This is a genomic window from Burkholderia sp. Bp9016, from assembly GCF_003857765.1.
Classification (GTDB): Bacteria; Pseudomonadota; Gammaproteobacteria; order Burkholderiales; family Burkholderiaceae; genus Burkholderia.
The window spans coordinates 77,848-100,102 of sequence record NZ_QTPY01000007.1; the positions used below are offsets into that span (position 1 = coordinate 77,848).

Sequence of the window (22,255 nt, forward strand, 5' to 3'; positions counted from 1 at the left end):
GATCACCGGAACCCGAACCGCCGGCGCAGCACGATCAGCGCCGCGAGACTCAGCACGGCCGCGAACATCAGGTAGAAGCTCGGCGCGGTCTTCATCCCGGTCGCGCGGATCAGCCACGCGATGATGAACGGCCCGAAGCCGCCGAAAATCGTCACCGCGACGTTATACGCGAGCGACATCCCGGTCGTGCGCGTCTGCACCGGAAACACCTCGGACAACAAGCCCGGCAGCGCCGCGAAATAGCCGGTCATCAGGAACGCGAGCAGCACTTGCAGCGCGATCAGCGTGCCGAAGCCCGGATGCGCGACCAGATACGCGAACGCCGGATAGATCAGCACGAGGATGCCAACCGCCGGCGCGAGCATCACGCGCACGCGGCCGTAACGATCCGACCAGTGGCCGACGAGCGGCGCGAACGCCATCTGGATCACGCCGACGACGAGGATCGCCGCGAACGCGGCGGACGGTGCGAGGCCGAGCTGCTTCACGCCGTAGGTCGGCATGAACAGCACGAGATAGGTCGCGACGGTGCCGAGCACCACCACGCCCATCGCGGCGACGAGTCGGGCCTTGTGCGACGCGAGCGTGTCGCGCAACGGGCTCGCGGTGCTTTCGGCCGCGAGGAATTCGGGCGTCTCGTCGACTTTCGAGCGGATGTAGTACGCGACGGGCCCGATCAGCAGCCCGAAAAAGAACGGCACGCGCCAGCCCCACGCGGCCATCTGGTCGGCTGTGAGCTGCGCGTTCAGCACGGTGCCGAAGCCGGCGGCGAGCAGTGTCGTGAGCCCCTGGCTCGCGACCTGCCAGCTCGCGAAGAAGCCGCGCCGGCCAGGCACGTGCTCGGCGAGGAACGCGGTCGCGCTGCCGAATTCGCCGCCGGCCGAGAAGCCCTGCATGAGCCGCGCGGCGACGAGGATCAGCGGCGCCGCGACGCCGATCGTCCCGTAGGTCGGCAGCACCGCAATGATCAGCGTGCCGGCCATCATCAGCAGGATCGACAGCGTGAGCGCGGCCTTGCGGCCCGCGCGGTCGGCGTACGCGCCCAGCACGATCGCGCCGAGCGGGCGCATGAAGAACGACACGCCGAACGTGCCGAGCGTGAGCAGCAGCGACACGGTGTCGTTGCCGGACGGGAAGAACAGCTTCGAGATCGTGACCGCGAAGAAGCCGTAGACGACGAGATCGAACCACTCGAGCGCGTTGCCGATCGACGCGGCGACCACCGCGCGCCACACGCGCGGCGACGAGGCAACGGAGCTGGATTGCATGACGGCGTGCATCGGCGATCTCCTTGTCGTTGTATGTTCTGCACGACGCGCCCGGTGTCGCGCCGCGAACTGTGCCGACGATTATAGGCGCGCAAAAAAACCGCCGCGCCCCCCGGGAAAGGAAGCGCGGCGGCTGGCATGCGACGGGCCGGCGATCTGGTGCAACGGCCGGCCCGGCCGGGCGCGTTACTGCTGCTTGATGGCTTCTGCCGTGATCAGCAGCTTCGTCTTCATCTTGAAGCCGTACTGCTTGCCGTAGTCGAGGCCGAAATCGTCGCGGTTGAATTCGCCGACCGCGTCGACGCCGCACACTTCACGCTTGAGCATCGGATGCGGCATGCACTTGAACGAATCGATCTTCAGCGTCAACGGCTTCGTGACGCCATGCAGCGTCAGGTTGCCGACCACTTCCACGGGCTTGTCGCCGTCGAACTTGATCGCGCCCTTGTAGTTCGCCTGCGGGTACTTGGCCGCGTCGAAGAAATCGGCGGTCTGCAGGTGCTCGTCGAGCTTCGCGCTGCCGGTGTGGATCGACGCGATGTCGGTCGTCACGTCGACCGTGCCGGTCTTCGCCGCGCGGTCGAGCGTCACGGTGCCGCTCGACTTGTCGAACTTGCCGCGCCAGACCGACAGGCCGCCGAAGTGGTCGGCCTCGAAGCTCGGGTACGTATGGCTCGGATCGAACTGGTACGTCGCGCTATCGGCGAAGGCCGGGAACGACAGCGAAGCAGCCAGCGCGCCCGCTGCGATGATCAGATGCTTTTTCAACTCTTTCTCCTTGGAACGGCGCCGCGCCCTCGCGCGGCATTCGGGTCATGCGACACTCGTCGCTTACTTCGTGGCGACGAGATGGAACTTGATCTGCACTTCGTCCGCGACGACCGACGTGTCCTTCCACTCGCCGGTGCCGACGTTGAACGTCGAACGCTTGATCGGCAGCACGCCGTCGAAGGTCTGCGTCGCGCCGTTCTGCGTGACGGTGACGGGCACCGTGACGGTCTCGGCCTTGCCCTTGATCGTCAGCTTGCCGGTCACGTTGTACTTGTTGCCGCCCGCCGGCGCGATCGCCGACGACACGAAAGTCGCCTGCGGATACGTCTTCGCGTCGAACCAGTCCTTGCCCGCGACCTGGTCGTTGTACATCTTGTCACCGAGGTCGTAGCTGGCCACGTCGATCGTCATTTGCGCGCTGCCCTGCGCGGCCTTCGCCGGGTCGAACTTCACCTGCGCGGAGAATTTCTTGAACACGCCTTCGGTCGGCACGTTCATCTGCTTCGACACGGCGGACACCTTGCTCTTCGCGAGATCGACGTCGGCGTGCGCCGCGGCCGACGCGACAAGCGACACCGCGGCGAACGCGGTCAGCATGGAACGGGAGAAAGACACTTTCATGAGATCCTTCATTTGGCAAAGGGAAGCATTCGCGACAGCAGGCCGTCGCGGTCCAACACCTGGTGCTTGATCGCCGCGAGCACGTGCAGCGAGACGAGTGCAAGCAAAATGTAATTCAAAGACACGTGCAGCGTCTTGAAGGTTTCCTTCAGCACCGGATCGGGATCGATCAGGCGCGGCAGCGGCACGACGCCGAGGTAGACGACCGGGATGTTCGCCGCCGAGCTGTACAGGTAGCCGGTGACCGGAATCACGAGCATCAGCACGTACAGCAGGATGTGCACGCCATGCGACACCGCACGCTGCCACGCCGGCGTACTGCCCGGCAGCGGCGGCGCCGCGTGGGTCGCGCGCCACAGCACGCGCACGACGGCCAGCGCGAACGCCGTCACGCCGATCCACTTGTGCCACGAGAAGTACTTCAGCTTCGTCGGCGTGAAACCGGGAATGTCCGTCATCACCCAGCCGAGCGCGAAGCCGCAGACGATCAGCAGCGCGATCAGCCAGTGCAACGCGATCGCCGTCTGCGTATAACGTGTCGGCTTGGCCGACAGCGGATTCGATGTCATCCTGGATTCCTCAGTTGAGCGAACGGCTGCGCCGGAAAATGCATCCGACGCTCGTCAAGGGCGCCATGCTACCGCAACCTTTTGAAGGGCGCGGACTCTGACGACAGGCATGTCAGCGGGCCGCCATGTTTACGCCATGTTACCGACCAGTCACCCGGTAACCGAACGTTGACACGCCGAAAAAGGCGTTTTGGTAAGATTGGCGCGGGTTCCGGCCCCGTCGACGCGTCCCCCCGCCCGTCGCACAACCGCTTCTCCCATGCAACGATACGACCTGATTGCCTGTCACGAATGCGACGCACTGTTGCATAAACCGCGTCTCAGCGGCCGTGAAATCGCGCGCTGTCCGCGCTGCGACGCGCTGCTTTACCGCAACAGCGCCGCGCAACTCGAGCGCATCTGCGCACTCGCACTCGCCGCACTGATCACGTTCGTCATCGCGCAGACGTTTCCGATCCTCGAAATGGACGTGAACGGCAATCGCGTGCAGACGACGCTGATCGGCGCGATCGATTCGCTGTGGCGCCAGGACATGGCGATCGTCGGCGTGATGGTGTTCTGCTCGACCGTATTGTTTCCGCTCGTCGAGATGGCCGCGCTGCTGTACCTGCTGCTGCCGATGCGCCGCGGCGTCGTGCCGCCCGGCTTCAATGCCGTGCTGCGCGCGATCCAGCTCGTGCGCCCGTGGGGGATGATCGAGGTGTTCATGCTCGGCATCCTCGTAACGATCGTCAAGATGGTAAGCCTCGCGCGCGTCGTGCCGGAAGCCGCGCTGTTCGCGTTCGGCGCGCTCACGCTGATGATCGCCGTCGTGCTGATGTTCGATCCGCGCACGCTGTGGGACATCGCCGACGACCTGCGCGCCGGCCGCTCGCCCGCCGCGCCCGACGATGCCGCGCCGCTGCCGGAAGCCGCCCGCCGATGACGACGCCCACCGCCGCCCGCGAGGGTTACGCCAGTTGCCATGTCTGCGGGCTCGTGCAGACGATCGATGCACCGCACGCGCACTGCACGCGCTGCGGCGCCGCGCTCCATTTCCGCACGCCGAACAGCCTGATGCGCACGTGGGCGCTGCTGCTCGCGGCAGTGATTCTGTACATTCCGGCAAACCTGCTGCCGATCATGCGCACGTCGTCGATCGTCGGTTCGCAGGAAGACACGATCATGAGCGGCGTCGTGCTGTTCTGGACCACTGGCGACTGGCCGCTCGCGGTCGTCGTGTTCGTCGCCAGCATCCTCGTGCCGATGCTCAAGCTCGGCGTACTGACGATCCTCGTGATCAGCGCGCAGCGACGTACCGCCTGGCGGCCGCTGCAACGCACGCGCCTGTTCCGGATCGTCGAGCGCATCGGTCGCTGGTCGATGCTCGACATCTTCGTCGTGACGCTCACCGTCGCGCTCGTCCATTTCCGCTCGCTCGCCGTCATCACGGCCGGCCCCGGCGCGCTCGCGTTCGGCTCGGTCGTGATCCTGACGATGCTCGCGTCGATGCAGTTCGATCCCCGCCTGATCTGGGATCCAGTCGAAACCTCAGGGAAACACCATGAATAGTCCGCAAGGCCCGCAGAACGACGCGTCCCGGCCGCCCGATCCGACGATCTCGACGAAAGGCGGCTGGCTGCCGTCGCTCGTCTGGCTCGTGCCGCTGATCGCCGCGCTGATCGGCATCGGCCTCGTGATCAAGTCCGTGCGCGAGCGCGGCCCGGAAATCTCGATCAGCTTCCACAGCGCCGAAGGGCTCGAGCCGGGCAAGACCCAGGTCAAGTACAAGGACGTCGAGATCGGCATGGTCAAGACGATCAAGCTGTCGAAAGACCTGTCGCGCGTGCTCGTCCAGGTTCAGTTGAAAAAGGAGGCCGAGGACTTCGCGGTCAAGGGCTCGCGCTTCTGGATCGTGCGGCCGCGCGTCGGTGCGACCGGCGTGTCCGGGCTCGGCACGCTGCTGTCGGGCGCATACATCGGCGTCGACGCCGGCCACGGGCAGGACTCGCAGACCGACTTTACCGGCCTCGAGACACCGCCGGCCGTGACGGGCGACCAGAAGGGCACGCAGTACGTACTGCGTGGCGATTCGCTCGGCTCCGTCGACATCGGCTCGCCGATCTACTACCGCCGCGTACAGGTCGGCCAGGTGGTCGGCTTCTCGCTCGACAAGGACGGCACGGGCGTCACGTTCAACGTGTTCGTCAATGCGCCGTACGACCAGTACGTCGGCATGAACTCGCGCTGGTGGCAGGCGAGCGGCGTCGACCTGCGGCTCGATTCGAGCGGGCTGAAGCTGAACACGCAGTCGCTCGCGACGGTGATCCTCGGCGGCATCGCGTTCCAGACGCCGCCGAACCAGGACAGCGGCGCCACCGCGCCGAACAACACGACGTTCCGCCTCGGCTCAGACGAGACCGACGCGATGCGCGACCCGGACGGCCAGCCGCTGCAGGTCGTGATGAACTTCAATCAGTCGCTGCGCGGGCTCGGCGTCGGTGCGCCGGTCGACTTCCGCGGCATCGTGCTCGGCGAAGTCACGAACATCGGCATCGACTACGATCCGAAGACGAAGAACTTCCTGATGCCGGTGACGATGAACGTGTATCCGGAGCGGCTTGGCCGACGCTTCCGCGAAGCGATCGAGAGCAAGGGCGAACCGGCCCGCCGCGAGATCGTCGAGCGTCTGGTCCAGCACGGGCTGCGCGGCCAGCTGCGCACCGGCAACCTGCTGACGAGCCAGCTGTACGTCGCGCTCGACTTCTTCCCGAAGGCGCCGGCCGCGAAGATCGACGCGACGCGCCAGCCGCTCGAGCTGCCGACCGTGCCGAACACGCTCGACGAGCTGCAGTTGCAGGTCGCCGACATCGCGAAGAAACTCGACAAGGTGCCGTTCGACCAGATCGGCGCGAACCTGAACAGCGCGCTGTCGAACGCCGACAAGCTGTTCAAGCAGCTCGACACGCAGGTCGCGCCGGAAGCGCGCGACACGCTGTCGGCCGCGAAGCAGACCTTCTCGACCGCCGAGGCGACGCTGCAGCAGGATTCGCCGCTGCAATCCGACGTGCGCGGCGCGCTGAAGGAACTTACGCGCACGCTGCAATCGCTGAATGCGCTCGCCGACTATCTGGAGCGCCATCCCGAATCGCTGATCAAGGGCAAGCCAGGAGATCAACAATGACGACGACCCGCATGAACGCGCTCGCGAGCGGCGCGGCGGCAATCTGCGCCGCGCTCGCGCTCGCCGCATGCAGCTCGCCGCCCGCGCGGTTCTATACGCTGAGCCCGGCCGACGCCACGACGGCCGTGCGCACCGCGCCCGCCAATCCGGCATTCCTGATCGAGGTGCCGTCCGTCGGCGTGCCCGAACAGGTCGCGAAGAACCAGCTGGTCGTGCAGAAGAATGCCGCGCAGGTCGACGTGCTCGAACAGGAGCGCTGGGCCGCGCCGCCCGCCGACGAGATCCGCCGCGCGCTGTCGGACGATCTCGCCGCGCAGCTCGGCACGATCGACGTCGCGAACTCCGCGTATCCGCCCGGCGTGCCCGTCTATCGCATCAGCGTGAACGTGCAGCGCTTCGAATCGTGGCCCGGCAAGCGGGCGGCGATCGATGCGGTGTGGAGCGTGCGTTCGCTCGCCACGCAGGCGGTGATGACGTGCCGCACGAGCGTCGCGGAACCCGTCGCCGACGGTTACGACGCGCTCGTCGCCGGCCACCGGCGCGCGCTCGACGTGATTGCATCGCAGGCCGCGGCCGGCGTGCGCGCCATGGCGGCACGGCGCGGTACGGCAACTGCATCCGGCAGCAAGACGGCCACGGCGCCCGTCGTGCCGTGCCCGGCCAACCCGATGGCCGGCAGCGACGCGGGCGCGACGGGCAAGTCCGGCGCGTAAGCGCGCGACACACGGACGAACGTGCGATGCGTTCGCCCGTGTGGCTGCTGCGGCCCCCGCCGCGCATCCGATGGCACGCATCGGCCGAACGACCGCTTTGCATTGTTTGGCAAAATCCGCCGGAACCGGCACCACGCAACGCGGTCAGCTTGCGTTTTCGCGCCCGATTGACGATCCTACGCACTTCCAGGCTCGCGCCGCCCGTCGGTCGTGCGCGTCAGCCAGCGGCAATCGGGCCGCGTCCGGTCCGATCGTCGTGTCTCCCGAGGCTCGCACGCGTGTCCGCGTGCACCGCGTCGGGGCAGCCGCATCGCGGGTTGCCGCGCATCGCCCGGCAACCCGGCCAGCCTCATCCGTTCTCCCGGCGCCGCGCCGCATTTCCGGCCGGCATCCCGAACCCGCCCGTCCAGGGCTTTCGCTATTCCGTTTATGTTTCGTTCCCTGACGACCCTGATCAAGAAGTGGCGCGCGTCGCGCAATGCGGCCCACCAGCTCGACGCCCTGCTCGCGCACGCCGACGCGGACGCGTCGTACGCCGAGCGCAGCGAATGGCTGATCGAGCTCGCGCACTGGCTGCGCCGCAACGGTTCGATGCAGGCCGCGCAGGATGCGCCTGCCGAACGCGACGCCGGCACACGCGCGTATCCGGCGCACGCCCGGCTGCGCTATCTGTTCCACGTGCTCGAGCGCAATCCCGCGTGGAAGTCGCACGCGGCGCGCATCGTGCGCGGCGTCCTGCGCGAATGCGACGGCATCTCGCTGCTGTGCGACGCCGGCATGCCGGTGCACTCCGGTTTCTTCGGCGCGCTGTTCGAGCGGATCGACTCGTCGCTGATCCCGCCCGCGCCGAACCGCCGCGAGCTGACGGCGCTGTTCACGCTGATGTTCCCGACGCCGGAAGACGCGCAATGGATCGACGCGCTGCCCGACGACCTGCTCGCACGCCTCGCGGAGCTGATCTCGTTCGACGTCACCGAAGAAGAGCGCCACGAGCCCGGCTCGTTCTCGCGCGACCTGCTGGCCGCGCTGCACAACCTGACCTGCCAGATCAGCTCGACCGGCCTGTCGCAGACGGTGCGCAGCCGCCTGTCCGACGGTGACGCGCGCAAGCCGCTCGAAACGCAGCCGTTCTACCGCCTCACGCGTGCGATGCTCGCGGTCGAGACCGCGCACGCGGCCGTCGAGGACGGCGGCGACCAGAACAAGCTGCTGCACGAGGTGAACTACCTGCGCGTGCTGCTCGACGAATGCCGGATCGCGGTCGACGACGTATTCGCGCACCTGTACCGCAACGGCGTGTCGGTCGACATCGTGTTCCAGGTCGAGCGCATGCGCATGCGGATCCTGCGCGCCGAGATGCTGCTCAACGCGTGGATGGCCCGCGACGACCTGCGCGGCATGGCGCGCCTGACCGCCGAACTCGTCGACGCGAACCAGAACAGCCAGAGCGTGTCGCACCTCGTGCGCAGCAACTTCTCGCTGTTCGCGCGCAAGCTCGTCGAGACGAACGCGGATACCGGCGAGCACTACATCTCGCGCGGCCGCGCCGAGTATCTAAAGATGCTGCGCATGGCCGCGGGCGGCGGCCTCGTCACCGTCGCGACGGTCTGCGTGAAGTTCGCGATCACGGGCGCGCACCTGCAGTCGATGCTCGAAGGGCTGCTCGCCGGCGTCAACTATGCGGCGAGCTTCATGCTGATGCACTTCCTGCACTTCACGCTCGCGACCAAGCAGCCCGCGATGACCGCACCGACGCTCGCGCGCGAGCTCGACGACACCGCCCACGAAGAAGGCGTGAAAGCGTTCGTCGCGTCGGTGATCGCACTGATCCGCACCCAGGCCGCGGCGATCTCCGGCAACGTGCTCGTCGTGCTCCCCGTTTGCCTGCTCGTGCAGCTGTTCGCGGGCAACGTGCTGCACGCGAACCTGATCTCGCCTGAGAAGGCGCACGCGACGCTGCACTCGTTCTCGCTGATGGGGCCGACACCGTTCTATGCGGCGCTCACGGGCGTGCTGCTGTGGGCGTCGAGCCTGCTCGCGGGCTGGGCCGACAACTGGTTCGTGCTGCACCGGGTCGGCGACGCGCTCGCGTACAACCGCCGGCTGCGGCTCACGCTCGGCGCGGCCGGCGCCGCGAAACTCGCGCACTTCTGCCGCTCGAACGTCGCGGGCGTGGTCGCGAACGTCGGCCTCGGCCTGATGCTCGGCCTGATCCCGGCGATCGTCACGGTGTTCCTGTTCCCGTTCGAAGTGCGGCACGTGACGCTGTCGGCCGGCTCGATCGGCGTCGCGCTCGGTGTGCTCGGCAAGAACGCATTGAGCACGCCCGAGCTGTGGTGGGCGTGCGCCGGCGTGCTGAGCATGGCGATCCTCAACGTGCTCGTGAGCTTCGCGCTCGCGTTCACGATGGCCGTGCGCTCGCGCAGCCTGCGCCGCACCAAGGTGCGCGCGCTGGTCGCCGCGATCGTCCGCACGGTGCTGTCGAAGCCGTCCGCGCTGTTCTGGCCGGCCGGCGGCCCCGCAGCGCAGGCCGGCCAGCCCGGCTCGCACTGACCGCCCGACGCCCGCGCGGCGCCCCGCCGGGCATCGCCGCGCGGGCCACCCGGCGCGCCCGCGCGGCCTGCATATCGGCCGCCCGCGTCCCGAATCGGACGCAACGCCGGCTCCCGCCGCCCGCGCCGCGTACAATAGTGGACTTTTGCACGTCCTCACCCGCCTTATGTCCTCGCCCACCCTGTACGAATTCTTCGCTCCCTGCCCGCGCGGCCTCGAAGCGGCGCTTGCCGCCGAGCTGGCCGAGATCGCCGGCCGTCATCTGGACGGCGCGCCGTTCACCGCGGGCGCGCAGGTGCCGGGCGGCGTCCATTTCCGCGGCGGCTGGGCTGCCGGCATGGCCGCGAACCTCCATTCGCGGATCGCGAGCCGGATCCTGCTGAAGATCGCGCACCGCCCGTACCGCAACGAACAGGACGTCTACGCGCTCGCGCTCGAGCAGCCGTGGGAACGCTGGTTCGCATCGACGCAGACGCTGCGCGTCGACATCACCGCGATCAAGTCGCCGCTGAAAAGCCTCGAATTCGCGACGCTGCGCGTGAAGGATGCGATCTGCGACCGGATGCGCGAGAAGACCGGCTCGCGGCCGAGCATCGACACCGGTGCGCCGGACGTGCGCGTGTTCGCGTTCCTGACGGCCACCGAATGCACGCTGTACCTCGATACGTCGGGCGAGCCGCTGTTCAAGCGCGGCTGGCGTCTCGACAAGGGCGCGGCTCCGCTGCGCGAGAACCTCGCGGCCGGCATCCTGCGCCTGACGGGCTGGACGCCCGGCACGGCGCTGTACGACCCGATGTGCGGCAGCGGCACGTTCCTCGCGGAAGCCGCGCAGATCGCGCTCGGCGTGGCGCCGGGCGTCGAGCGCCGCTTCGGCTTCGAAAAGCTCAAGCAATACGACATCACCGCATGGCAGGGCCTGAAGGTCCCCGCACTCGACGCGAAGCGCGCGGCGCGCGGCAAGCGCGATTCGCTCGGCGTGTACGGCAGCGACATCTCCGGCGACATGCTCGAGAAGGCACGCGCGAACCTCGAACGCGCGGGCGTGCCGTCGGTATGGCTCAAGCAGGTCGACGCGCGCGGGATGACGCCGCCGTGCGACGGCCCGGGCATCATCCTCGCGAACCCGCCGTACGGCGAGCGGATCGAAGTGCGCGGTCGCAGCGCGCGCGGCGAGGTGCGTGAAACGGGCCGCAACCGCGGCAACGACGACGCATTCCGCCGTACGCACACCGACGCGCCGGACAGCGAGTTCTTCAACGCGCTCGGCGATGCGCTCAAGCAACGCTTCACCGGCTGGCAGGCGTTCCTGCTGACGTCGGACCGTTCGCTGCCGGGCCAGTTGCGGCTGCGTGAATCGGCGAAGACGCCGCTGTTCAACGGCGCGCTCGAATGCCGGCTGTTCCGCTTCGACCTGATCGCCGGCAGCGTGAAGGCGCGCCCGGCTACGCCGGAAGGCGACGCGTGACGCACGAGACTCGCCGGACGGCCGCTGCGGCCGCCTGCTGATATCCTGACGACGCCCGGCTCCCGCCGGGCGTTTTGCTTTGCGCGGCGCCGATGCTCGCGGTGCCGCACCAGTCCCCTTCGATGCCCCTGCACGGCGCCCCCGGCCGGCCCCCGCCGAAGCTGCCCACCGGAATCGCCTCGTGTCAGCGCCGCGATGACTACTGACAGCACGCTGTCAGCAGCACGCGATCACACTGCAATCCCGGCGCAATGCAAGGCTGGTTTCCATCAAGAACCCGAACAACAAGGAGCTCGTCGTGACGTCCGCAACTGCAACCGCAACCCTGGAACGCGCGATCGCGTGGTTCGATATCCCATCCCTGGATTTCGATCGCGCGATCCGTTTTTACGAAACCGTGCTGCAAACCACGCTGCAGCGCGAAGTCATCGGAGGCGTGCCGATGGCCATGTTCGATCACGAAGCGTCGAGCACGGGCGGCAGCATCGTGTTCGATCCGCAGCAGATGAAGCCGAGCGCGAACGGCGTGCTCGTCTACCTGAACGCCGGCGAATCGGTCGTTGCGGCGCTCGAACGCGTGAAACGCGCGGGCGGCATCGTGCAGGGTACGGTCGTCGAGCTGCCGAACAACTATGGTTACATCGGCTATCTGATCGATACCGAAGGCAACCGCGTCGGCCTGCACGCGCCGAAATGCCACTGAGCGCACCGACGACCGGGCCGGCGCGGCGCTATCATCGCGAAGTCCCCGTAGCCGTTGGAGTCGAGGTGCAGCCATGACGCGCCGTGCCGACCGTCTGTTCCAGATCGCCGAGCTGTTGCGCGGACGGCGTCTGACGACCGCGCAGCAGCTCGCCGACTGGCTGTCGGTGTCGCCGCGCACGGTCTATCGCGACGTGCGCGACCTGCAACTGTCAGGGGTGCCGATCGAAGGCGAAGCCGGCATCGGCTACCGGCTGAACCGCAACGCGAGCCTGCCGCCGCTCACGTTCACCGCCGAGGAGCTCGCGGCGCTCGCGGTGGGCGCACGCATGCTCGAAACCTGGGGAGGCGCGCGCTTTGCCGGCGGCGCCCGCTCGGCGCTCGCGAAGATTGCGTCAGCGATGCCGGCCGACAAGCGCACGGCGCTCGATCGCCTGCCGGTGTTCGCCCCGTCGTTCCACATCGACGAGACGTTTTGCGGGAAGGTCGACGCGATCCACCAGGCGGTCGACACGCGCCACGTCGTCAGCTTCGGCTACCGTGACCGGCTCGGCGCCCATACGCAACGCCGCGTGTGGCCGCTCGGGCTCGTCTACTGGGGCGGACGCTGGACGATCGGCGCGTGGTGCGAGCTGCGCGACGACTTCCGCACCTTCGACATCGCGCGAATGGGCGACATCACCGTGCACGAGCAGTTTCCCGACATGGAAGGAAGGCGCATCGCCGACTACATGCGGATCGCGGAAGCGCCGATGCGCTGACACGCACGTCGGCCGCTGCCGCTGTTCGTTCGCCGGCGCCCGCGAGCCCCGGCAACGCCCGTCATTCACCGAACACCACCGGACGCTTCGGCCGCTCGTCGACGTGCAGCGAAAACACGTCGGCGCGCGCATAGTGCCCCACCACGTCGAAGTCATAACGCGCGCGCACCAGTTCGTCGGTATCGATACGCGCGGTCACGAGCCCGGGTTCGCCGATCAGCGGCTCCGTCAACAGGTCGCCGAGCGGCCCGACGATCACGCTGCCGCCGCGGATCAGCGGCCGTTCGGGATCCCAGCCCGGCACGTCGATGCCGAGCGCGCGCGGCGACGGCTGCACCTGGCATGCACTCACGACGAAGCAGCGCCCTTCGTGCGCGATGTGCCGCATCGAGCTTTGCCACAGATCGCGCTCGTCGACGGTCGGCGCGCACCAGATCTGCACGCCTTTCGCGTACATCGCGCAGCGCAGGAGCGGCATGTGGTTCTCCCAGCAGATCGCGGCGCCCGCGCGGCCCGCCGCGGTGTCGACCACCGGCAGCGTCGAGCCGTCGCCCTGCCCCCAGATCAGCCGCTCGGTGCCGGTCGGCATCAGCTTGCGGTGCTTCGCGACGAGCCCGTCACGCGGATCGAAAAAGAGCGCCGTGCAGTACAGCGTGCTGCCGCCGCGCTCGATCACGCCGACCACGAGGCTCGCGCCCGTGCGCTGCGACAGCGCGGCCAGCTCGTCGGTTTCCGGCCCCGGCACGTCGATCGCCTGCGCGGCGTAGCGCGCATACGCATCGCGCCCCTCGGGCAACCGGTAGCCGAGCCGCGTGCCGAAGATCTCGCCTTTCGGATAGCCGCCGAGCACGGCCTCGGGCAGCACGACAAGTGATGCGCCGCTGTCGCGGATCGCGCTTTCGTAGCCGAGGATCGTGTCGAGCGTGGCGCGCGTGCCGGCGGGCGAGGCGCCGATCTGCAGCGCGGCGATGACTGAGGTGGACATGAGGGCGTCTCCAGATGAATGGGGTGACGCCATCTTTATCGATATGATGTCATCGATCAAATCGATACAACGATAACTGACATGAATTCAGATGATATCGCCGACCTCGATCTGAACCTGCTGAAAGTGTTCGAGGCGCTGTACGAGGAAGGCGGCGCGAGCCGCGCGGCGCTGCGGCTCGGTCTCACGCAGTCCGCCGTCAGCGCGGCGCTTGCGCGGCTGCGCGTGATCTATGCCGATCCGCTGTTCGTGCGCACCGGCCGCGGGCTCGCGCCGACGCCGCGCGCGGACGAACTGAAGCCCATCCTGTCCGATGCGCTCGACCGCTGCCGCGAAAGCCTCGCGATCGCGGCCGACGGCGGCGAACGCATCGGCCGCACGATCTCGATCGGTCTGTCGGACGACTTCGAGATCGCGCTCGGCCGTGCGCTGATCGACGCGGTCGCGCAGGAAGCCGCGGGGATCCGGCTGATCTTCCGGCAGACGCACAGCGGCATCGCCGGCGACGCACTGCTGCGGCACGGCGTCGATCTCGCGATCGCGTCGGGCGGGTTTTCGGCGAACGGGCTCAGCCGGCGGGCGGTCGCCACCGGCGGCTACGCGTGCCTGATCGATCCGGCCGGCCGCGCTCGCGCGCCGCGCACGCTGGCGCTAGACGATTTCCTCCAGCGCGACCACCTGCTCGTGTCGTCGGGCGGTGTGATCGGAATCGTCGACGAGGCGTTGGCCGCGCTCGGTCACAAGCGGCGCGTCGCGGCGTCGACCACGCATTTCGCCGCGCTGCCGTACCTGCTCGCCGGCTCCGATGCGGTGGCGACGATTCCGGCGCACGCCGCCCGCGCCATCGCTCGCTCGACGTCGCTGCGCGCGCTCGCGTGCCCGGTCGAGCTGCCGCGCTACCCGGTCGAGATCGGCTGGCGCACGAGCACGCAGCGCGACCCGGCGATCGTGCGCGTGCGGGATACGATCGCCGCGTGCATCGCCCGGATCGTCGCACCGTGAAAAACAGGGCAAGATTCGGCTTGCGAATCCGGCTCCCGTGCCCCCGGCTCGCCGCTGCCACCGGCAGGCCGGGCCATCCGCTCGCGGCGCGACGATGCAGGCGAGCCGCCTGCGCCGGACGAACGATCAGGGTCGGATTCGTCTAACCACATGGCCGGCAGCGACCGGGCGCAACCGGTAAAATGCTGAACCATGAAACCCGAAATCTGGACCCCGCACGTGACCGTTGCAGCGCTGATCGAGCGCGCCGGCCGCTTTCTCGTGATCGAGGAAGAAACCTCGACGGGCCTGCGCATCAATCAGCCGGCCGGCCATCTCGAAGCCGGCGAGACGCTCGCCGACGCCGTGATCCGCGAGACGCTCGAGGAAACCGCGCATCCGTTCGCTCCCGACGCGCTCGTCGGCGTCTATCTCGCGCACTACGAGCGCCCCGGCACCGCCGGCGCGACCTACCTGCGCTTCACGTTCTGCGGCACGGTCGGCGAGCCGTTGCCGGGCCACGCGCTCGACGACGGCATCGTCCGCACGCTGTGGATGAGCGCCGACGAACTGCGCGCATGCAGCGAGCGGCATCGCTCGCCCGCGGTGATGCGCTGCGTCGACGACTATCTCGCCGGGCGGCGCATTCCGCTCGATTTCGTGCACACGCATTCGGTCGCGCCGCGTCCGGACGCATTCGACCGTCAGGCGGTAAACAAATGAGCAAGCGCCGTGTAGTAGTGGGCATGTCGGGCGGCGTCGATTCGTCGGTGACCGCGTGGCTGTTGAAGGAACAGGGGTACGACGTGGTCGGCCTGTTCATGAAGAACTGGGAAGACGACGACGACGGCGAATATTGCTCGACGCGCCAGGACTGGATCGACGTCGTGTCGGTGGCCGACCTGATCGGCATCGACGTGGAAGCCGTGAATTTCGCGGCCGAATACAAGGACCGCGTGTTCGCCGAATTCCTGCGCGAATACTCGGCCGGCCGCACGCCGAACCCGGACGTGCTGTGCAACGCCGAGATCAAGTTCAAGGCGTTCCTCGATCACGCGATGTCGCTCGACGCGGAAATGATCGCGACGGGCCACTATGCGCGCGTGCGTGAGCGCGACGGTCGCTTCGAGCTGCTGAAGGCGTTCGATCATACGAAAGACCAGTCGTACTTCCTGCATCGGCTGAACCAGGCGCAGCTGTCGAAGACGATGTTCCCGCTCGGCGAGATCCCGAAGACGAAGGTGCGCGAAATCGCCGCGCAGATCGGGCTGCCGAACGCGAAGAAAAAGGATTCGACCGGCATCTGCTTCATCGGCGAACGGCCGTTCCGCGACTTCCTGAACCGCTATCTTCCGACGAAACCCGGCCCGATGAAGACGCCGGACGGCAAGGTCATCGGCGAGCACATCGGCCTCGCGTTCTATACGTTCGGCCAGCGCAAGGGCATCGGCCTCGGCGGCAGCAAGGACGGCAGCGGCGAACCGTGGTTCGTCGCCGCGAAGGACATCGCGTCGAACACGCTGTACGTCGTGCAGGGCCACGACCATCCGTGGCTGCTGTCGCGGCAGCTCGTCGCCGGCAACGTGAGCTGGGTCGCGGGCGAGCCGCCGGCCGAAGGCTTCTCGTGCGGCGCGAAGACGCGCTACCGGCAAGCCGATGCGGCATGCGCATTCGGCGTCGCGGCACCCGGCCCGGCAGGCGAAGCACGCTTCTCGCTCGCGTTCGACGATGCGCAATGGGCGGTCACGCCCGGCCAGTCGGCCGTACTGTACGACGGTGAAATCTGCCTAGGCGGCGGCATCATCGAGTCCGCGGCCACCGGCCAGCCCGGCCGGGCCGCAGCGGAAGGCCATGTGCCGGCGCTCGCCGACGCACGCTGACATCCATTCGGTTTAGACTTGCGGCACGCCGCGCCCGGCGGAACACGATTGCGCCGCGGCCGGCGCGCCGCCTTCACAGCGTACGCATGGCGGCATTTTTCTTACGGAGTCCCCATGCTTTCTCGACGCTACCTCGCGATGTGGTGTGCCGTCCTGCTGCTCGTCGCGGCGGCCGCACTCGCGTCTGCCCACATGCTTTCCTGGCTGTGGATCATCATCCCCGTCGCCCTCGTCGCGCTCGGTGTGTACGACCTGAACCAGGACCGTCACGCGATCCTGCGCAATTACCCGCTCTGGGGCCACTTCCGCTTCCTGTTCGAATTCATCCGGCCTGAAATCCGCCAGTACTTCGTCGAGGACGACACCGACGAAAAACCGTTCTCGCGCGCGCAGCGCAGCCTCGTCTACCAGCGCGCGAAGAACGTCGCCGACAACCGTCCGTACGGCACCGAACTGAACGTGAAGGCCGTCGCGCACGAATGGATCAGCCATTCGCTCGCGCCGACGAAGCTGCCGAACCACGATTTCCGCATCCGCGTCGGTGCGAACCGCGCGCAGCCGTACGACATCTCGATCTTCAACATCTCGGCGATGAGCTTCGGCTCGCTGTCCGCGAACGCGATCCGCTCGCTGAACCTCGGCGCCAAGAGGGGCGGTTTCGCGCACGACACCGGCGAAGGCTCGCTGTCGAAGTACCACCGCGAAAACGGCGGCGACATCATCTGGGAAATCGCGTCGGGCTACTTCGGCTGCCGCAACGACGACGGCACGTTCAACCCGGACAAGTTCGCGAAGCAGGCCGCCGAGCCGCAGGTCAAGATGATCGAGATCAAGCTGTCGCAGGGCGCGAAGCCGGGTCACGGCGGCGTGCTGCCGGCCGCGAAGATCACGCCCGAGATCGCCGAGACGCGCGGCGTGCCGATGGGCAAGGACTGCATCTCGCCCGCCACGCACTCGGAATTCTCGACGCCGCGCGGGCTGCTCGAATTCGTCGAGCGGCTGCGCACGCTGTCGGGCGGCAAGCCGACCGGCTTCAAGCTGTGCATCGGCCATCCATGGGAATTCTTCGGGATCGCGAAGGCGATGATCGAAACCGGCATCGTGCCGGACTTCATCGTCGTCGACGGCGCGGAAGGCGGCACCGGTGCGGCGCCGCTCGAATTCACCGACCACGTCGGCGTGCCGCTGCAGGAAGGGCTGCTGCTGGTGCACAACACGCTCGTCGGGATCGGCGTGCGCGACCGCGTGAAGATCGGCGCGAGCGGCAAGATCATCACCGCGTTCGACATCGCGCGCACGCTCGCGATCGGCGCGGACTGGGTGAACTCGGCGCGCGGCTTCATGTTCGCGGTCGGCTGCATCCAGGCGCAGCACTGCCACACCGACCGCTGCCCGACCGGCGTCGCCACGCAGGACCCGGTGCGCCAGCGCGCGCTCGTCGTGCCGGACAAGGCCGAGCGCGTGTACAACTTCCACCGCAACACGCTGCACGCGCTGCAGGAACTCGTGCAGGCGGCCGGCCTCGGCCATCCGTCCGAGCTGCGCGCGCATCACATCGTGCAGCGCGTCGCGCCGCACGAGGTGCGGCTGATGTCGCAGTTGCTTAAGTACCTGAAGCCGGGCGCGCTGCTCGACGGCCAGACCTGCGGCTATACGCTGTACGACAAGTGGTGGCCGATCTCGCGCAGCGATTCGTTCGTGCTCGGCGAGACCGTCTACGCATCGATCGAGTAACGGCGGATGCGCAGGATTGCCCGTCGCCCGGGCGGGCCGCATCGGGTAGGGAGAGGGGTCACCCCCTCAGCCCTCCCACACCACCGTACGTGCGGTTCCGCCCCGGCTCCTGCGTCATGGCCCCGCTCTCACGGGCTTGCGCTTCATCGGCTCGCATCGAGCCTCCACCGTCCTAATCGCGGTCCTTCATGTTCGGGCCTTCAGCCTCGCGGCCTACCATGCCCTCTGCTAATGGAATGGACGCCCCCGCCCGACGCCTCTCGACGCCAGTAGCACTTCGGCAACCGTGCAGATCTCCCCGGGTATTGCGCACCCACCTTCACGCTTATGCCTGTCGGATATACGCCGCGTCGGACCGTGCAAGTTTCGGGCTTTGGCTGTTTGGGCCGCCTCACCCCAACGCGTCGTCTCTTATCCGCTTCCTGTTCGTCAGGCCAGCGCTTTGCCTCCGGCTTCCTTCAGACTCGCAGTCGCCCGCGACGCCCTTGCCATTGGCTAACACTTCCCCTTGCCGGGCGTGTAGAGGACTTTCACCTCCTAGTGAGTGCGCCCTGCCGGGCGCACCAAAACAAGAGCGCCCCCGCGGGGCGCTTTTTTGTCTGCTCAATACGCAGCCGGCGGTGCTCAGCCTTGCGGAAGCGTGTCGGCGAACGTCTGGCGCTGCGACAGCTTCGCGAAATGCTTGTCGAGATTCGGGTGGTGGTCGCGCCAGTTGAGCTCGGGCATCCGGAAGTCGAGGTAGCCGAGCGCGCAGCCGAGTGCGATGTCGGCGAGCGTGTAATGATTACCGACGCACCACGTCTTGCCGCCGAGGCCTTGCGACATCGCGACGAGGCCGTCGTCGATCTTGCGCTGCTGACGTGCGATCCAGCTCGCGCTGCGCTGCGCTTCGTCGCGCAGCGTGTATTCGAGACGGATCGCGACCGAGGCATCGAGCACACCATCGCCCAGCGCTTCCCAGCAACGCACTTCGACGCGCTCGCGCCCTGACGGCGGAATCAGCTTGCCGACCGGCGACAGCGTATCGACGTATTCGCAAATCACGCGGGAATCGAATACCGCAGCACCATCCTCCATCACGAGACACGGGACCTTGCCGAGCGGGTTCGATGCATGAATGTCCGTCTCCGGCGCCCACACGTTCTCGAGCTCCAGCTTGTAGTCGATCTTCTTTTCGGCGAGCACGATCCGCGCCTTTCGGACGAACGGGCTGCTGAGCGAACCGATTAATTTCATCATCTGCCTTTCTAAGGGAACTGCCGAGAGTATACGTTGTCGCCGATCATAACCGGCAGGCGCGGCCGGGTAGAAAATCGCCCGTCCGGCCTGTGGATGGTTTGCAACAGCCGCCGCTCGGCCCCTGCCGGCGCGGCTCGCGGCCGCCGCTCTCACGCGCCGCGTCCGGCGGCGCTACAATCGCACGATGAATGCGCCCCTCGATACCGCCATCGCCGTCGACGTCTACCGCCAGCGCCGCGAACGCGTGCTTGCCGCACTGCGTGCCGCGGGCGGCGGCGTCGCCATCGTCCCCACCGCGCCGGAAGTGCTGCGCAACCGCGATACGGCATTTCCGTACCGGTTCGACAGCTACTTCCATTACCTGACAGGGTTCGCCGAGCCCGATGCCGTGCTCGTGCTGAACTCGGCCGCGTCGCATGGCGCGCCGGAGTCGATCCTGTTCTGCCGTGCGAAGAATGCCGATCGCGAGATCTGGGAAGGATTCCACTACGGGCCCGAAGCCGCGCGCGACGCATTCGGTTTCGACTCGGCCTACGCGGTCGACGTGATCGACACCGAGATACCGCGCCTGCTCGCCGACGCGGGCACCGTGCACTACCGGTTCGGCGCGTCGGCCGACTTCGAGCGCCAGCTCGCCGGCTGGGTCGACGCGGTACGCGCGCAGGCCCGCACGGGCGTCGCAGCGCCGGACGCGCTGCTCGACCTCACGCCGCTGCTCGACGACATGCGGCTCGTGAAGGACGAGCACGAACTCGCGACCATGATGCGTGCCGCGCACATCTCCGCGCTCGCGCATCGCCGTGCGATGCAGGCCTGCCGCCCGGGGGTCCGCGAATACGAACTCGAGGCCGAGCTGCTGTATACGTTCCGCAAGCATGGCGCGCAGGCGCCCGCGTACGGCTCGATCGTCGCGGCCGGCGCGAACGCATGCGTGCTGCACTACCCGGCCGGAAACGCGGCCGCGCAGGATGGCGACCTGATCCTGATCGACGCCGCGTGCGAACTCGACGGCTACGCGTCGGACATCACGCGCACCTTCCCCGCCAACGGGCGCTTCTCGCCCGCGCAGCGCACGCTGTACGACATCGTGCTCGCCGCGCAACAGGCCGCGATCGACGCGACGCGCGCGGGCGTGCCGTTCGAGGCGCCGCACGACGCGGCCGTGCGCGTGCTGGCCCAGGGGCTGCTCGACACCGGCATCATTCCGAAAACGCGCTTTGCGAACGTCGATGACGTGATCGCGGAGCGCGCGTACGCGCGCTTCTACATGCACCGCACCGGCCACTGGCTCGGGATGGACGTGCACGATTGCGGCGACTACCGCGAGCGGCTCGCCGCGCGCGACGCGAACGGCATGCTGCCGTGGCGCACGCTGAAGCCCGGCATGACGCTCACCGTCGAGCCGGGCCTGTATGTGCGCGCCGCCGACGACGTGCCGTCCGAATACTGGAACATCGGCATCCGGATCGAGGACGATGCGATCGTGCGCGAGCACGGCTGCGAGCTGATTACGCGCGACGTCCCCGTTGCGGCGGCCGAGATCGAGGCGCTGATGCGCGCGGGCGCGGCGCACGGCGCATGAGCCGGCCGCCGCGCCTTCGTCAGCCGGCAGCGGACCGCCGTCGGCTGCCGTTGACCGTTACCCTGTTTCACGAACATTGATGACGACCGCTTCCTCCCCGGCCACGCCGGACTACGACCTCGCCATCGTCGGCGCGGGCCCCGTCGGGCTCGCGCTCGCCGGCTGGCTCGCGCGGCGCAGCGCGACGCAGCGTGCGTCGATCGCGCTGATCGACGCACGCGAACCGGCCGCGAGCGCGAACGATCCGCGCGCGATCGCCGTGTCGCACGGCAGTCGCGTGCTGCTCGACACGCTCGCGTGGCCCGGCGATGCGACGCCGATCGAACACATCCACGTTTCGCAGCGCGGCCATTTCGGCCGCACGCTGATCGACCGTGACGAGCACGACCTTGCCGCGCTCGGTTACGTCGTGCGCTATGGCTCGATCGTGCAGGCGCTTGCGAGCGCGGTGCACGGCACGCGCGTCGACTGGCTCACGTCGACCACCGCGCGCGCACCGCAGCAGGACGCCGACGGCGTCACGCTGACGCTCGACGGGCCGCAAGGCGAGCGCACGCTGCGCGCGCGCCTCGTCGTCAACGCCGAAGGCGGGCTGTTCCACGAACAGCAGGCCGACACCGGCAAACACCAGCGCGACTACGGACAGACCGCGATCGTCGGCACCGTCACGGTCTCGGCACCGCGCCCGCACGTCGCATGGGAACGCTTCACGCACGAAGGCCCGCTCGCGCTGCTGCCGCTCGGCGGCCCGCGCCAGGAGAAATACTCGCTCGTGTGGTGCTGCACGCCCGACGAGGCGGCACGCCGCGCCACCCTGCCCGACGACGCGTTTCTGCGTGAACTCGGCGCGGCATTCGGCGAGCGCATGGGCCAGTTCGTCGCGATCGCGGGGCGCGCGTCGTTCCCGCTCGGGTTGAATGCCGCGCAAACGCTCGTCAGCGGACGCATCGCGATTGTCGGCAACGCCGCGCAAACGCTGCATCCGGTCGCGGGCCAGGGGCTCAACCTCGGGTTGCGCGATGCGCACACGCTCGTCGATGCGCTATCCGCGCAAGGCTTCGAAGCAACCGCGCTCGCCACCTTCAACGCACGGCGCGCGCTCGACCGCCGCTTCACGATCGGCGCGACCGACACGCTCGCGCGCCTGTTCACGGTCGATACCGGCCCGCTTCCGCTGCTGCGTGGCGCGGCACTCACCGCGCTCGAATTCGTGCCGCCGCTCAAGAAGGCCATCGCGCGCCAGATGATGTTCGGCCAGCGCAACTGAC

General features: G+C 68.1%; 19 protein-coding genes and 1 pseudogene. 14 read left to right on the top strand and 6 right to left on the bottom strand.

From position 1 onward, the window contains the following. Positions 1-2 precede the first annotated feature (2 nt). From DIE13_RS10610 to DIE13_RS10625, 4 genes are all read right to left on the bottom strand, one after another. Positions 3-1,280, bottom strand: a complete 1,278-nt coding sequence (locus tag DIE13_RS10610) for an MFS transporter (protein WP_124827101.1) — start codon at positions 1,278-1,280, stop codon at positions 3-5. Between the two features lie 174 nt (positions 1,281-1,454). Further along, the gene (locus DIE13_RS10615; RefSeq protein ID WP_124827102.1) at positions 1,455-2,036 is read right to left on the bottom strand and encodes a YceI family protein; all 582 of its coding nucleotides are present in this window, start codon (positions 2,034-2,036) and stop codon (positions 1,455-1,457) included. 63 nt (positions 2,037-2,099) lie between these two features. After that, positions 2,100-2,660, bottom strand: coding sequence for a YceI family protein (locus DIE13_RS10620; protein WP_124827103.1), 561 nt, complete (start codon positions 2,658-2,660; stop codon positions 2,100-2,102). Between the two features lie 8 nt (positions 2,661-2,668). Beyond that, positions 2,669-3,229 (bottom strand): cytochrome b, encoded by a 561-nt coding sequence (locus DIE13_RS10625; protein ID WP_124827104.1) that lies wholly within the window; start codon positions 3,227-3,229, stop codon positions 2,669-2,671. Between the two features lie 259 nt (positions 3,230-3,488). On the opposite strand from DIE13_RS10625, the gene DIE13_RS10630 reads away from it, so the two are divergent. From DIE13_RS10630 to DIE13_RS10665, 8 genes are all read left to right on the top strand, one after another. Continuing rightward, positions 3,489-4,154 (top strand): paraquat-inducible protein A, encoded by a 666-nt coding sequence (locus tag DIE13_RS10630; RefSeq protein ID WP_098549722.1) that lies wholly within the window; start codon positions 3,489-3,491, stop codon positions 4,152-4,154. Next, positions 4,151-4,780: a paraquat-inducible protein A gene (locus tag DIE13_RS10635; RefSeq protein ID WP_124827105.1), complete on the top strand. Its 630-nt coding sequence runs from the start codon at positions 4,151-4,153 to the stop codon at positions 4,778-4,780. The genes DIE13_RS10630 and DIE13_RS10635 overlap by 4 nt, the downstream gene beginning before the upstream one ends. Next, positions 4,773-6,392: an intermembrane transport protein PqiB gene (locus DIE13_RS10640; protein ID WP_124827106.1), complete on the top strand. Its 1,620-nt coding sequence runs from the start codon at positions 4,773-4,775 to the stop codon at positions 6,390-6,392. The genes DIE13_RS10635 and DIE13_RS10640 overlap by 8 nt, the downstream gene beginning before the upstream one ends. After that, complete coding sequence (locus DIE13_RS10645) at positions 6,389-7,105, top strand: membrane integrity-associated transporter subunit PqiC (protein WP_124827107.1); 717 nt, start codon at positions 6,389-6,391, stop codon at positions 7,103-7,105. The genes DIE13_RS10640 and DIE13_RS10645 overlap by 4 nt, the downstream gene beginning before the upstream one ends. Before the next feature lie 429 nt (positions 7,106-7,534). Further along, entirely contained in the window at positions 7,535-9,658 is a 2,124-nt protein-coding gene (locus tag DIE13_RS10650) for a site-specific recombinase (RefSeq protein ID WP_124827108.1), read from the top strand. A gap of 166 nt (positions 9,659-9,824) precedes the next feature. After that, positions 9,825-11,123 (top strand): class I SAM-dependent RNA methyltransferase, encoded by a 1,299-nt coding sequence (locus DIE13_RS10655; RefSeq protein WP_124827109.1) that lies wholly within the window; start codon positions 9,825-9,827, stop codon positions 11,121-11,123. A 298-nt stretch (positions 11,124-11,421) separates the two neighbouring features. Beyond that, positions 11,422-11,826 (top strand): VOC family protein, encoded by a 405-nt coding sequence (locus DIE13_RS10660; RefSeq protein ID WP_124827110.1) that lies wholly within the window; start codon positions 11,422-11,424, stop codon positions 11,824-11,826. 73 nt (positions 11,827-11,899) lie between these two features. Beyond that, on the top strand, positions 11,900-12,586 hold the full coding sequence (locus DIE13_RS10665; protein ID WP_096506390.1) for a helix-turn-helix transcriptional regulator: 687 nt from the start codon (positions 11,900-11,902) through the stop codon (positions 12,584-12,586). A gap of 61 nt (positions 12,587-12,647) precedes the next feature. On the opposite strand, the gene DIE13_RS10670 is transcribed toward DIE13_RS10665, so the two are convergent. After that, complete coding sequence (locus DIE13_RS10670) at positions 12,648-13,571, bottom strand: carbon-nitrogen hydrolase family protein (RefSeq protein WP_124827111.1); 924 nt, start codon at positions 13,569-13,571, stop codon at positions 12,648-12,650. 81 nt (positions 13,572-13,652) lie between these two features. Between DIE13_RS10670 and DIE13_RS10675 the strand changes: the two genes are divergently transcribed. The 4 genes and pseudogenes from DIE13_RS10675 to DIE13_RS10690 all read left to right on the top strand — a co-directional run bounded on the left by DIE13_RS10675 (position 13,653) and on the right by DIE13_RS10690 (position 18,166). Continuing rightward, on the top strand, positions 13,653-14,573 hold the full coding sequence (locus DIE13_RS10675) for a LysR family transcriptional regulator (RefSeq protein ID WP_124827112.1): 921 nt from the start codon (positions 13,653-13,655) through the stop codon (positions 14,571-14,573). Positions 14,574-14,765: 192 nt separating this feature from the next. Further along, positions 14,766-15,275: an NUDIX hydrolase gene (locus DIE13_RS10680; RefSeq protein WP_124827113.1), complete on the top strand. Its 510-nt coding sequence runs from the start codon at positions 14,766-14,768 to the stop codon at positions 15,273-15,275. After that, complete coding sequence (gene mnmA / locus DIE13_RS10685) at positions 15,272-16,432, top strand: tRNA 2-thiouridine(34) synthase MnmA (RefSeq protein ID WP_124827114.1); 1,161 nt, start codon at positions 15,272-15,274, stop codon at positions 16,430-16,432. Before DIE13_RS10680 ends, mnmA begins: the two co-directional genes overlap by 4 nt. A 47-nt stretch (positions 16,433-16,479) precedes the next feature. Further along, a pseudogene (locus DIE13_RS10690) lies at positions 16,480-18,166 on the top strand (FMN-binding glutamate synthase family protein). 624 nt (positions 18,167-18,790) lie between these two features. On the opposite strand, the gene DIE13_RS10695 reads toward DIE13_RS10690, so the two are convergent. Further along, positions 18,791-19,405 (bottom strand): glutathione S-transferase family protein, encoded by a 615-nt coding sequence (locus DIE13_RS10695; protein ID WP_124827116.1) that lies wholly within the window; start codon positions 19,403-19,405, stop codon positions 18,791-18,793. Positions 19,406-19,589: 184 nt separating this feature from the next. Between DIE13_RS10695 and DIE13_RS10700 the strand changes: the two genes are divergently transcribed. Both DIE13_RS10700 and DIE13_RS10705 read left to right on the top strand, forming a co-directional pair. After that, on the top strand, positions 19,590-20,987 hold the full coding sequence (locus DIE13_RS10700) for an aminopeptidase P N-terminal domain-containing protein (RefSeq protein WP_124827117.1): 1,398 nt from the start codon (positions 19,590-19,592) through the stop codon (positions 20,985-20,987). A 79-nt stretch (positions 20,988-21,066) separates the two neighbouring features. Further along, the gene (locus tag DIE13_RS10705) at positions 21,067-22,254 is read left to right on the top strand and encodes a UbiH/UbiF/VisC/COQ6 family ubiquinone biosynthesis hydroxylase (RefSeq protein ID WP_124827118.1); all 1,188 of its coding nucleotides are present in this window, start codon (positions 21,067-21,069) and stop codon (positions 22,252-22,254) included. Position 22,255: the final 1 nt, after the last annotated feature.